This is a genomic window from Paenarthrobacter sp. NPDC089322 (assembly GCF_040684895.1).
GTDB lineage: Bacteria > Actinomycetota > Actinomycetes > Actinomycetales > Micrococcaceae > Arthrobacter.
Map to the genome: position 1 here is coordinate 1 of NZ_JBFBGW010000021.1, position 13310 is coordinate 13310.

Here is a 13310-nt window from a genome sequence, read left to right on the forward strand (position 1 = left end):
AACGCAGCACCAACGGCCTCGACAATCTCAGCCGTGATGGATTCCCCCACGATCCCCCTGACGTCATACGCCTTAAAGGAAGCCGAAAGGTCAAAGGTCTTGATCTGCTCGCTAGTCACGCGCTCAATCCTACTGTGGTGGCGCAATTCGGCATGAAAACGGACCCGGCTATGTGGAAAACCCCACTTGTCCACATAGGGCAGTTCACGGGTTCTGACCGTCGGAGCCTGCTGTAATACTGGGTTGCATGTCCAACACCTCTCCAGATGCCGTTGTTTCCGTGCAAACGCCAACCCGACAGGAGGCGTTGGCGTGCTTGAGGGAGCTTGTAGGGCATCCGGAAGCTGATTTCCACGATGGACAATTCGAGGCCATTGAGGCGTTGGTTGACGCAAGCCGCCGTGCGCTGGTTGTCCAGAGGACCGGCTGGGGAAAGTCGGCCGTTTATTTCGTTGCCTCGCTGCTCCTGCGCCGGCGGGGTGCGGGTCCAACGTTGATCGTTTCGCCGTTGCTCGCCCTCATGCGGGACCAGGTTGCGGCGGCCGCGCGGGCAGGAGTCCGTGCAGTAGCCATCAACTCCGCGAATGCACTTGAGTGGGACACGGTACTGGCGCAACTGGCTGCCGACGACGTGGACGTCCTCCTGGTGTCGCCGGAGCGGCTTACCAACCCGTCATTCCGGGAAAACCAACTTCCCGAGCTCATCCGGCGAACAGGACTGCTGGTTATCGATGAGGCGCACTGTATTTCGGACTGGGGACACGATTTCCGGCCGGACTATCGACGTATCGCAGATCTTATAGAACGCTTGCCGGAGTCCGTGCCTGTTCTTGCCACGACGGCAACGGCCAACTCAAGAGTGGTTCACGACATCGAGGAACAGTTGGGCGCCGGTGTATTGACCATTCGTGGCGCGCTCGGCCGCGAATCGCTGAGGCTGGGCGTGCTGAACCTGCCGAATTCACGGGATCGGCTCGGCTGGCTGTTGACTCACCTTGCTGATATGCCCGGAAGCGGGATTATCTATGCGCTGACAGTTTCAGCGGCCGAAGACACCGCCCGTTTGCTGGCTGAAGCCGGCCACAACGTCCTGTCCTACACAGGCAGGACGGATCCCGCGGACAGGGAACGGGCAGAGCAGCTCCTCAAGGACAACCAAGTGAAGGCGCTGGTCGCCACATCCGCTTTGGGTATGGGGTTCGACAAGCCGGACCTCGGATTCGTGATCCATTTGGGAGCCCCCTCATCACCAGTGGCGTATTACCAACAGGTGGGCCGTGCCGGTCGAGGCGCTGCGAACGCGGATGTCCTTCTGCTTCCTGGCTCGGAAGACCGCGAAATCTGGCAGTACTTTGCTACCGCTTCCATGCCTGCAGAAGACAAAGCCGCAGCGGTTCTCACTGCGCTCAGTGAGGCCGGCTCGGCGTTGTCCACAGTTGCGCTGGAAGCGCGGGTGGATCTTCGCCGCACACCCTTGGAGCTCCTCCTGAAGGTCTTGGCGGTGGACGGCGCTGTGGAACGTGTAGGCGGTGGTTGGCGGTCGACGGGACGCCCGTGGGCCTATGACGCCGAGCGCTATGCGCGCATCGCTGAGGCACGCGTGGACGAGCAGGACTCCATGGTGATTTACCAGGACACTGCAGGCTGCCGCATGGAGTTCATCACGTCGGTCCTGGATGACGAGACCGCCGCGCCTTGCGGTCGGTGCGACAACTGCGCAGGACGATGGTTCCCTGTGGACATTGCCGCGGAGGCCGTGGACGCTGCCGGGCAAACCCTGCGACGAGCAGGGATTGCGGTGGAGCCCCGGCTCCAATGGCCGAGTGGGATGGACAGGCTCGGTGTGCAGGTGAAGGGAAAGATCAAACCGGAGGTGAGCGTCTCGGAGGGGCGCGTCCTGGCTAGGCTGACGGACCTGGGCTGGGGCGGCGCACTGCGGGAGCTCTTTGCAGCCGGCGCTTCCGACAGGCAGGTCGATCCCGCCATGCTCCAAGCATGCGTCCAGGTCCTGCGCGAATGGTCCGGGGCTGAGGGTGGTTCGGCTTGGAGCGGAGTTGGACGTCCGGCAGCAGTCGTCAGTATTCCATCCAGGAGCAAGCCGCAACTCGTGGACTCACTGGCGCAGGGGATTGCGGGGATAGGGAGGATGCCGTACTTGGGGCAGCTGCAGCTTGCGCACGGCGGTCCTACAGGATCGCGCGGTGGTAACAGTGCGTACAGGCTTGCCGGGGTGTGGGACCGGCTGGTGGCAGGGCCTGAAGTGGCTCAAGCCGTCGCCGGGCTTGGCGGCCAGCCGTTGTTGTTGGTGGATGACCTCATCGATAGCCGATGGACGATGACGGTGGCTGCCCAGGTGCTTCGGCGGGCAGGGGCTTCTGCTGTGCTTCCCTTTGCCTTGGCCCAGGCAGGATGAGGCGATTCACGAACGTCATGTTGTGATCGCTCCCACTGGGCATCTATAGGATCGAGCAAACACATCCGCTCCGCACATGCGGACGCCCAGCCAGATCCCGGACGGGAGCCATGAGCACACATTCCAACACCTCGGACGTCGAATCTGCCACGGGGACTTCCTGGCAGCCACGTTTGGCTCTGCTGGTGGCCGCGACTTTCTTCATGGAGTTCCTGGATGGCACTGTCCTAACCACAGCCATACCGAGCATCGCCTTGGACTTCAACGTGGCGGCGGCAGACGTCAACATCACTATGACTGCCTACCTGGTGACTGTGGCCATGGGCATCCCACTCAGCAGCTGGCTCGCGGAACGACTCGGCGCCCGCACCGTGTTTTGCCTGGCCATCGCAGTCTTCACTGTCGCCTCGCTCCTCTGCGCCGTAAGCCAGGACCTCACCATGCTCACGCTGAGCCGTGTCGCCCAGGGAGCCGGTGGAGCGATGATGGTGCCCGTGGGCACGCTTGTCGTGCTCCGTGGGACTCCAAAGCCGGAGCTGCTGAGGGCCACGGCCTACCTGGTTTGGCCCGGGCTGTTGGCGCCCGTCTTAGCCCCGATGGTCGGTGGGGCGCTGACCACGTTCCTTTCCTGGCACTGGATCTTCATCATCAACGTCCCGCTGGGTATCGCAGCCTTCATTGCGGCCCTGAGGTTGGTACCCAAGACGCAACCCGACGGAGAACGCAGGCTCGACTGGTTCGGGCTCCTCCTGACGACACTGGGTGTGGGGGCCGTGGTGGTCGGGCTGGAAACCCTGGGCGGCAATGCACCCGGGCTGCTGGCCGCCGTCGTGGTTTCTGCCGGTGTCTTGTCTTTGGCAGCTGCGGTCTGGTGGATGACCAAGGCCAAAGTCCCGCTGTTCAACCTCAGGGTGTTTGGAACCAGGACGTTCCGGGCAACATCGACCGGCGGTTTCATCTATCGCCTCACCATCAGTTCCGTACCGTTCCTCCTGCCGTTGATGTTCCAGGACGGGTTTGGATGGGACCCACTGAAGGCCGGTGTGATGGTTGCGGCTGTCTTTGTGGGCAACATCGGAATCAAACCAGCCACCACGCCCATCATCAGGCGCTTTGGCTTCAAGCCTGTGCTCGTCTTCTCATCATTGGCTTCGGCCGTGACCTTCGCCCTGTGTGCCTTCCTGACCGCGCAGACACCTGAGCCGGTCATTTTCGCCCTGCTGTTGCTTAGCGGCGCTTTCCGTTCAATCGGGTTCTCGGCCTACGCTTCCGTGCAGTATGCAGACATCGTTCCTGAGCAGTTGCCCTCGGCCAACGCCATTTCCGCCACGTTGGTTCAGTTGGCGGCCGGTGCCGGAATCGCCGTGGGTGCCCTCTTCCTGAGGCTCTTCGAGGCGGCACACATCGTTGGGCTGGACGGAGTGGGCGCCTACAAGGGTGCTTTCCTCGCAATGGCAGTACTGATGCTGGTCAGCACCGTGGACAGCTTGGGTCTTCACCGCAGCGCCGGGGCCGAGGTCAGCGGACGATAGCCCTTGCAATGACGCCCAAGGCCGGGCGTAGCCCTGTGTGCTCCGCGGCGGCGGGTAACTTCGTGCGGACATCCGCTGGTTAACGCAAAAGGTCCCGGTTCGAAAACCGGGACCAATTCGCGGAGACGGGGGGATTTGAACCCCCGGTCGAGTTTAACCCCGACCCTTCATTAGCAGTGAAGTCCATTCGGCCGCTCTGGCACGTCTCCAATTGCTATTGCTAGCCCACCAAGGATACGCAGAACCGGCGGCCCAGTGCAAAACAGACCCTGACGTGCTTCAGCCCGTGAACGATTGCCATGGCTCGCTGCGGACGGTTCCAAGCACCTAATGCGCAGGCAAGCGTCTAATGGGCGGTGCGGGCGGAAAGCAACAGCGGCCTAGTGGCTTCCAGCAAGGGCACGCCAGAGGAAATGGTTGCTCCGGGCTTGGAGCGCCGCGGCCTGCCGGTTGTCCGATGCCCCCGCATGTCCGCCTTCGAGAGCCTCGTGGAACCAGACGTTGGGAATACCCATCGCGTGCATGCGTGCTGCCATCTTCCGGGCCTGGACCGGCCCCACGCGATCGTCGGAGGTGGCGGTCCAAATGAACGTCTCGGGATATTCCACGCCGTCACGGAGCAGATGGTACGGAGAGAAGGTACGGATGAATTCCCACTGGTCGGGCACGTCGGGGTCGCCGTATTCGGCGATCCAGGAATAGCCGGCGGAGAGCTTGGAATAACGCCGCATGTCCAAAAGCGGCACGCCGCAGGACACGGCACCGAACAGTTCCGGATACCGGGTCAGCATGTTGCCCACGAGCAGTCCGCCGTTGGACCCACCAACGCAGCCCAAACGTCGGCGGCTGGTAACGCCACGCGAGATCAGGTCCTTGGCCACCGCAGCGAAGTCCTCATAGGCGCGGTGCCGGTTTTCCCGTAGCGCGGCCCGGTGCCAGGACGGCCCGTATTCACCTCCACCGCGGATGTTTGCCACGACGTATACGCCCCCGCGGGAGCGGGAATCTTCAGCTTGACCCAGGCCAACAGTGCGGCGCTCCAGCCATGCCCGGCCAATCGTCCCGCTGTAGGCGGGAGTGCGGGAAACTTCGAATCCTCCATAGCCCGAAAGCTGGGTGGGATTCTGGCCGTCCAGGACCAATTCCTTCGAGGCCACCTGGAAGTAGGGGACGCGGGTCCCGTCCTCAGAAACGGCGAAAAATTGTTGGACCTCGTAGTCGGACTCGTTGAAGAACGACGGAGACCGCTTCACAACAGCGTGCCGGCTGGTAACTCCGCCAAACCGGTCCCCTCCAATCCGGTCCCTGCCAATTTGTTCCGCGGAGCCGCTCGTGCCCGCCGTCCCTGCTGCCGTGAGCGTTCCACGGGTGAGCGTTCCACGGGTGAGCGTGGTGGGCGTGGTGAATCCGGTAGCAACGAGCCAGTAGTCGTTGCCCGCTCCGGACGAATCCTCGTCGTCCACCGCATAGGCGTTGACGTCATGCAATGGCGGGCAGGCATCCAAGACGGTGGAGCCCCACGTCCCAACGGTGCCGGGCAAGCCATCGCGACCAGACAAGCCATCGGTGCCAAGCCTGGAAGGGTCGAGCACCCGGATCTCGGATGAGACATCCCGGAGCAGGTTCAGCAGCAGGTAATCCCTGGTCCAACTCCAGGACTGCAGGGACGTATGGGCATCCGGCGCGAACAAGACCACCACGTCCCGCGACCCAGCCAACCAGTCCTCGAAACCGGCAGCAAGCAACGAACCGGCCGGGTACACAGTTCCAGCGATATCCCAGTCTTTTTGCGGACGGAACAGCAGCCATTCACGGTGGGCACTGATGTTCACGTCTGTGGGAACGTCAATCGCGGTCCAGGACCCGTCCCGAAGCAGCCACGTGCTCCGGTTATGGAAGTCGATGTAATCCACTGCGAACGTCCGCTCGAAGCCTGGCGTGGAGTCATGGGCCACCACGGTCAACATGTGGTCCTCGGGAATCTCGAAGAGACGCTCGGCTTCCGCCAGGGACTGGCCTCGGCGCAGCTTGACACCGGTTCGTGCGTAGGACGACGTCGTTGCAGGCAGCCCCGCCGCAGTGCTGGACACGAGCAGCGTATCGGCGTCGAGCCAGCTGACGTTGCCCTTGGCCGTCGGGATGTCGAATCCGCCCGACGCCGGATCTACGAAGGTGCGGGATTCGACGTCGAACTCGCGGTAGCGGTCGGCGTCACCGCCGTCCGGCGAGAGCGCGATCATGGCGAACCGGTACTCGGAGCCTTGGGTCGGGCGCAGGAAGTTGGTTCCGTGGAACACCCATTCCTGGCCTTCAGTTGCGGACAAGGCGTCAACGTCGAGCAGGACGTCCCACTCGGGTTCCTCCGCCAGGTAGCTTTCCCACGTGGTCCGGCGCCACAGCCCTTTGGGGTGCTGCTGGTCCTTCCAGAAGTTGTAGTAGTAGTCGCCGCGCTTACTGACCATCGCGATTCGATCAGTGGAGTCCAGTACCTCCAGGATGCCGGCCTCGACCGCGGCGTACTCGTCGTCCTCCAGCAATTCCTCGGTGCGGGCGTTCTGTTCACGGACCCAGGCCAGCTGTTCTTCGCCGTGAATCTCTTCAAGCCACACGTTTTCATCCGTAGGCTCAGGGGCAACCCCCACTGCGGAGGGCGGCACGGCGTCGTTCTCTGGGAGTGGCGTCTGATCAGCTGCTGTGGTGGTCATCGCCCCATCCAAGCAACACTGCTCAACGGGAAGCAAGTCACAGGAAGTTAAGCTTGAGCGTGGCTAAATCGCAAACCAACCGTGTTGCCCTCATCGGGGCCGGCCCTCGGGGCACCAGCGTCCTTGAGCGGTTGCTCGCGAACTGGGCTGCGGCCACCAGCCCACCCGCCACCAGCCCAACCGCCGGCAGCCCCGCGGGCGTAACCGCGGATGCGGCACCCAGGCTGCACATCGACGTCGTAGACCCTTACCCGGCGGGTTCGGGCCATGTCTGGCAACCGGAACAGTCACGGCTGTACCTGATGAATACCCAGTCGTTCTACCCCACGCTCATTCCCGAGGATCCGGAACTTGCGCCGCCCCTCGCGGGTGGTTCCTTCGACCGCTGGCGCGAGGCCCGCCGTCGGGATGGCCGGGGAGTGAACGACGCTGAAAAGGCGGAGCTGGCAACACTCGAGTCCCACGACTTCCCCAGCCGGGCGCTGTACGGCCGGTACTTGCGGCAGACCTTGGAGGAGCTGCTGGCGCGGCTGCCCGACGGCGTGGAGGTCACCTTCCATGAGACGACCGCCGTCGCCGCACGCCCGGCGGGGCAGATGTTCGACGTCGAACTGGCCGGCGGCGCTACCCTCACCGTCGGTTCGGTGGTGCTCGCGCTCGGTCACATCGATGCCCGGTTGAGCCCTGAGCAGAGGTCGTTCCGGCGGGCGGCGGAGGAACAGGGCCTGTTGTACTTCCCGCCGGCACCGCCGGCCGATGTCGACTGGCAGCAAGTGCCGGACAACGAGCCCGTCCTGGTTCGCGGCATGGGCCTGAACTTCTTCGACGTCGTGGGCCAATTGACCGAGGGCCGCGGCGGCAAGTTCGTCGAGGCAGGTGTGCCGGGAGCAGGAGTGCTGGAATACCGGCCCTCAGGCCGGGAACCGAAGATCATCGCAGCGTCCCGCCGCGGAACCCCGTACCGGGCGAAGGCCGGGCTGGCCGGCTATTACCCGAGCAGCGTCACCATGCGGTACCTGACGGAAGCGGCCATGGACAGGTTTACGGCAGCCGGTATCCAGCCTGCATTCGACCACGACTTGTGGCCGCTGCTGCACCGCGATGCGTTGTGGGCGTACTACACAACGCTGGCCAGCTCCCAGCCGGCTGCCATCCGCGATCCCAAGCAGTTCCTTGCCGACCTCGAGGACGCGTTGCAGCCGCATGCGCATACCACTGCGAATTGGGAAAGCAACGTGGGGGACCTGGTGGAGAAACATGTTGCGGCATCGCGCCGCTTGAATCTTCGCGGGTTGGCGGCCCCTTTGGCAGGCCGGAGCTTCGCATCCCGGCGGCAGCTGGACTCCGCGATCACTGCCTACCTGGATGACGACGCACGCCGCTCCGCGCTGGGCGAATCGGACCCTGTGAAGATGGCGATCGGCGCCCTGCACACCGGCAGGGCGATCCTCAAAGCCGTGGTTGCCGACGGCGGCATCACGGACGAATCGTGGTTGGCGGGGCTCCGCGGTTGGTTCGAGTCCTTCGTCGAGGGGCTCGCGAGCGGACCTCCTGCGCTGCGTTCCGAGCAGTTGGCAGCGTTGGCGCGTGCCGGCGTCGTAAGTTTCGTGGGCCCGGACCCGAAGTTCAGCGTGGACCGGACCGCGAAAGTCTTCCGCGCGTTTTCACCCTGGGTTCGCGACGCTCCGGCGGAGGCTCGGACGCTGATTGAGGCGATGTCGCCGGCCAACAGGGTGGGCTTCAATGTCTCGCCGCTCCTGGAACAGCTCATGACCGATGGGTTGGTACGCACCAAGATCATGATGAGCGTCGAGGGTACGCCCGTGCAGACAACGGGTCTGGATGTGGAACCCCACCCATACCGGCCCGTCGCATCCAATGGGTCCGTGACGGAGGGGATGTATGTGCTGGGCCTTCAGCTCTCGTCAAACCAGTGGGGGACAGCCATCGCTGCGGAGGCCCGGCCAGCCGACGGACGGGTCTACAGCAGCGGGCAGCGCACCCTTAGGGACGCGGACGAAATTGCCCGCAGCATCCTGCGGGGATAGTCCTGAAGTAGCAGTCATGCCCCCAAGGCGCCTTGGGGGCATGACTTTGTGGTTCCAGCGTCAAACGGGCAGCTAGCCCCTAAGGCACTTCTGGTACTCCAACCAGGCGAAGGTGTATTTCAGCCAGCCCACGACGTCGTACCACTTGCCGGGCTTTACCGGAGCGATGCATTGCGGCGGGTTCGGCCCGCTTTCGGCGACATTCACCTCGGCTTTCACCACGGTGCCGGTTTCGACGGCGGTGAGCACCAAAGTGGCCGTTCCTGCGGCCGCTGCCGCGGGAACCTTGAGGTCCACCGCTGCGGAACCACCGCTGACCGGAACGTCGCCCAGCGCGATGGTCGTTCCCTTTGCGTCGGTGAACACGGCCTTGAGGGTCTTGTTGGCCGGGCTGCCGATGGAGGTGAGGTCCAGCTTGGACACGGCGAGGGTCATCGCATCTCCGCCCTTGACCTCTGCCGCCGTGGAGTTCGCCACGGCAACGGAGCGGCGGGCGAAGTCCGGGGACACCGGGTTGTGGGCTTGGAGGTACTTGATCCAGGCATCGCGATCTACCAAACCGGTATCCTTCGTATCAGCGCCTTCCTTGAAGATCCGGAAGTTGTCACCGCCGGTTGCGAGGAAGCTGAAGGTACCGATCCTGTACTGCTTGGCCGGATCAATGCCCTCGCCATTTACCCGGATGCTGGTAATGCGGTCGCCTGCAGGGCGGGCGGCGTCGTAGGTGTAGTTCACGTTCTTGGAGAGTCCCAGTTGCTGGTAGGGCCGGCTGGGGATGGTGCCGTCCGCGTTGGTCTGCCACTGCTGTTCCAGGAGCGTCTTGAACTGGGCGCCGGTGAGCGACGTGGTCCAAAGGTTGTTCACGAACGGCAGGACCGCATTGGCTTCGGCGTACGTAATGCTGCCGTCCGGGGCGTAGTACAGCTCGTTGCGTAGCCCACCGGGGTTAACGACGCCGATCTCCGCGGCACCAAGTTCAGGAGCCTTGAGGGTGTCCACCAGGGAGTCCGCCACGAGGTTTCCAAGTGTGGATTCGTTCGCGCGATCGTCCCGCTTGGGGGCGCCGCCTGCCGGGTCCGGGGTGAACGCCGTGGTGATATCAGCGGTCACTGCGCCCACCTGCTGGTTGCCGATGACCGCGGCGTCAGCGAGGGCTTTATCCACGATCGTTTTGACGGCTGCAGCGCGCGGGTACGCAGCAACGAGGCTTTCCGCGGTGTCCGTGGTGCGGTCCACGATGGCGGCTTTGTAGGCGGTGACGGACTTCGTGGCGGTGTCCACGGTGAGCGTCACACTGCCCACGTTTTCTCCGTAGTTCCCGGTCTGCACAATCGGCCGGGTCTTGCCGGTGGGTTGCCCGCTGCTGTCCAGCACGGGAGCGTCCCACGCGTATTCCTTGTGGGTATGCCCCGTGAAGATCGCGGCAACATCCGGCGTGGTTTGGTTCACGAGCTTGGCGAAGGGACCACCGGCGGCGACTTCCTGCTCCAGCGTGGCGCCCTCGGGTGTGCCTGCGGCAGCGCCGTCGTGGTTCTCCACGATGATGAGGTCAGCCAGGTCCTCGGCTTTGATTTTCGCGGCAACCCGGTTGATGGCTTCAACGGGATCACCGAACTCAAGCTCTGTGATCCCGGCCGGAGTCACGAGCGTCGGAACTTCCTGGGTCACAGTGCCGATGACCGCCACGCGCAGGCCGTTCATGTCCAGGACCTTGTACTCGGGCAGGACCGGGGTTGTGGTGCCCTTTTGGTACACGTTGGCACCCAGGTACGCGAACTTCGCATTGGTACCTCCGGAGATGATGCGGTCGCGCAGGTCTGCCCAACCGCCGTCGAACTCGTGGTTACCCACCGCGGAAGCCTGCAGGTCGAGGGCGTTCAGGACGTCGATGGTGGGTTGGTCCTTCGCGACGGACGAAGCGAAGAGGGAAGCGCCGATGTTATCGCCGGCTGAGATGAACGCCGTTGCGCCCGGGGCTGCTGCTGCACGGAGCTTTTCCACCGTTCCTGCGAACAGGACCGTGTTGGAATCAATACGGCCGTGGAAGTCGTTGATGCCGAGGAACTGCAGGTCAACAGTGGCCGGGGCGTCCGGAGCCAGGTTGAGGCCGACCACCACGGGATCATGGTCGCTGGCCCGGAACTCGTCCTCGGCGTAGTAGTTGGTCACATTGTTGTTATACCTGCTGTACTCCAGCGCCACGGACTCCACCGAGTTGATGTTCCAGATGTCAGTGCCGGTTACCACGTTGTGGGCAGCCGGTGAAGCCAGGATGTGGTCCAGCGAACCGACCATGCCACCGAACAGGTAGGAGTGCTTGCCCGTTCCATCCTCGAGGTCCGTGTACCCGGCACCGGTAAGGACGTTGATGGGATCTTCTTTGGCGTAGGCGTTGAAGTCGCCGATGAGGAAGACTTTGTCCGTTCCCTTGGAAGCCTGAAGCTCGTTGGCGAAGGCAAGCAGGGATTCGGCCTGCCTGGTCCGGGCGATGTTGGAAGCGCCCTGGCCCTTGTCGGTGTCATCCGGCGTGGCGGCAGAGCCCTTGGACTTGAAGTGGTTCACGATGGCGATGAACTTCTTGTCATCGTCCGCGCCCACCGGCTTGAACACCTGGGCTAGGGGTTTGCGGGCGCTCGCGAAGGCCACGGTGTCGTTGTGGATGATGGACTCGCCTAGGGGTGCGGCCACGGCCTTCTTGTATATGAATGCGGTGCGGATCATGTCTTCGTCGCTCAGCGGGGGAGCGTTTGCGGGTGTCCGGACGTAGTCCCAGACCCCGGGCGTCCTGACGTTGAGGGCGTCCACCAGTTTGGACAGGGCGTCGTCGCGGTCTTTGCCGAACTGTGCGGAGTTTTCGATTTCCTCAAGCGATACGACGTCGGCGCCGGCCTTGGTGATGGCGGAGACGATCTTGGCCTGCTGGCGCTCGAAGTTCTCAGCGTTGGCAGCTCCACGGGCGTTGCAGCCCTCCTTTACCGTGATGGGGTTTCCCTCGCGGTCGGTGTAGAAAATGCAGCCGCTGAGCTGGTCGCCTGTGGTGGGGAAGTAGTTCAGGACGTTGAAGGAGGCCAGCTTGAGGTTGCCGCCCACATCCGCCGGGCCGTCGGGGCGGGTAGCTGCAAAGCTCGCGGGCTGGACGGAGTCCGCGTCGGAAGGGGTGAGCGGTGCGAGGGGCTGGAACTTCCAGGAATTGTTGCCGTAGCCCAGGATGACGTCGGTCCTGAACTGTGCGGGCGACCCCACACGGACGGGGTCCGATGTAGTCAGGTAGGGGAGAGGGAGTGCTTTGGTGGCTGCATCCTTAAGGAAGTTGGTGGAGGCGCCGTCGTCGAGCTTGATGCCGCGCAGGGCGTTGTCAGCAACCACGGCGTTGTACTCCTCGGAGCCGTAGGCGGCCACCGCCGTCGGCTGTATCAAGGGAGAAGTACCGGCGGCGAGGCCGATCTCGCCGTACTGGTTCAACGAGTAGTTGTCCGTGACGGTGAAGTTGCCTTGCGGGGCAATGAGCATTCCCTCGAGGCTTTCGCGGGCTGCCTCGTTGGCGGGCATGGTGAATGGCGTGGTCTTGACCTCGGGTGCGGCTTCGGTCAGTTTCTTCAAACCGGCCGGGTCAACGGTGAGCTGGGTTTGGTTGGCAAATTCGCTCACGGCGCCGGTGAGTTCGAGGTACTCACCCGGCTGCACCGTCGCTGCCGTCGTGGGGGAGTAGATGAACAAAGCGTCCGACGCCGACCTGGCCGCCCCGGCTGTTTCGCCGCCGGTTCCGGGGGTCTGGACATAGTAGCCATTGAAGCCACCGGTGGCGTAGACGGCGGTTACTTTGCCGCGGGTGGTGACCGTGCTGCCGACGAGCGGGCTGGAGGCAGCAGTGCCTTGGATCTCGGCAATCGTCTTGACGCCAGGCCCGGGCTCCTCAACCGGCGGTGTAACGCCGCCGGAAGCCGTGGGGGTGATTGTTGCGCTCAGGCTGAAGTCGGCCGTGTTGGAGTCGGTGTCTGTGGCGTTGCTCCGGGTAATACTCTTCACATCAGTGTTGCCTGCCGGGGCCGTGGCCGCGGCGGTTTCGAATGTGTTGGAGGTGCCGTAGCCGAGCAGGTCTGCGATGGCGGGATTGCCGGTTACCGAGCCCGCAGGGAGGGGAGACACGGCAGTGGTTTGCTTGGCCAGCACCAGGGTTCCCGCTGTCCCGCTGGGGTTGAGCGTGCCGGTCGCCTGCACGTCCGGCGTCGGAAGGGACGGCGCCGTGGACGTGGTGCTGTTTGTTGCTCCCTGAACCAGGTAATAGCCTCTGGCCGGGATGCTTCCAGTGAGGGGCGTGATTCCGGTGGGCGCCGTGGTGCTTCCTGCCGACCTGTACTGGATGGACCAGCCCGTCAGGCTGACCGGAGCGTCGGAAGGGTTGTAGAGCTCAACGAACTTGTTCTTGAAAGCTGAGCCGGTGCTGCCCCCGCTCAGGTAGGCCTCGTTGATGACTACCGGCGACGTGCCGGCCGGGCTGGACGGATCGTCCGCCGCGATGGCCGGTACAACCGTCAGCGGGGCCGCAATCAAACCCGCCGACAGGACAGTACCCGCCGCTAATTTCCAGTGTTGTTGGTACATCCGCTTCAAC

At 63.7% G+C, this 13310-nt stretch carries 5 protein-coding genes and 1 tRNA gene; 3 read left to right on the forward strand and 3 right to left on the reverse strand.

All coding sequences use genetic code 11. The annotated features are described in order from the left end of the window. The first annotated feature begins 247 nt into the window (after positions 1-247). A complete protein-coding gene (locus tag AB0N65_RS17455; protein ID WP_364164427.1) occupies positions 248-2413 on the forward strand; it encodes a RecQ family ATP-dependent DNA helicase in 2166 nt (721 codons plus the stop codon). Positions 2414-2523: 110 nt separating this feature from the next. Further along, positions 2524-3945, forward strand: coding sequence for an MFS transporter (locus AB0N65_RS17460; RefSeq protein WP_364164430.1), 1422 nt, complete (start codon positions 2524-2526; stop codon positions 3943-3945). 120 nt (positions 3946-4065) lie between these two features. Here AB0N65_RS17460 and AB0N65_RS17465 read toward each other — a convergent pair. Then, positions 4066-4154 (reverse strand) — tRNA-Ser (locus tag AB0N65_RS17465). Positions 4155-4325: 171 nt separating this feature from the next. Continuing rightward, entirely contained in the window at positions 4326-6650 is a 2325-nt protein-coding gene (locus AB0N65_RS17470; protein WP_364164433.1) for a prolyl oligopeptidase family serine peptidase, read from the reverse strand. Between the two features lie 59 nt (positions 6651-6709). Here AB0N65_RS17470 and AB0N65_RS17475 point away from each other — a divergent pair, with 59 nt between their 5' ends. Beyond that, positions 6710-8698, forward strand: coding sequence for an FAD/NAD(P)-binding protein (locus tag AB0N65_RS17475; protein ID WP_364164436.1), 1989 nt, complete (start codon positions 6710-6712; stop codon positions 8696-8698). 72 nt (positions 8699-8770) lie between these two features. On the opposite strand, the gene AB0N65_RS17480 is transcribed toward AB0N65_RS17475, so the two are convergent. Further along, complete coding sequence (locus AB0N65_RS17480) at positions 8771-13300, reverse strand: ExeM/NucH family extracellular endonuclease (RefSeq protein ID WP_364164439.1); 4530 nt, start codon at positions 13298-13300, stop codon at positions 8771-8773. Between the last annotated feature and the right edge of the window lie 10 nt (positions 13301-13310).

Excerpts from the sequence above, each read along its gene's own strand:
- AB0N65_RS17455 (WP_364164427.1), top strand. The coding sequence starts at position 248 with ATGTCCAACACCTCTCCAGATGCCGTTGTTTCCGTGCAAACGCCAACC.
- AB0N65_RS17460 (WP_364164430.1), top strand. The coding sequence starts at position 2,524 with ATGAGCACACATTCCAACACCTCGGACGTCGAATCTGCCACGGGGACT.
- AB0N65_RS17470 (WP_364164433.1), bottom strand. The coding sequence starts at position 6,650 with ATGACCACCACAGCAGCTGATCAGACGCCACTCCCAGAGAACGACGCC.
- AB0N65_RS17480 (WP_364164439.1), bottom strand. The coding sequence starts at position 13,300 with ATGTACCAACAACACTGGAAATTAGCGGCGGGTACTGTCCTGTCGGCG.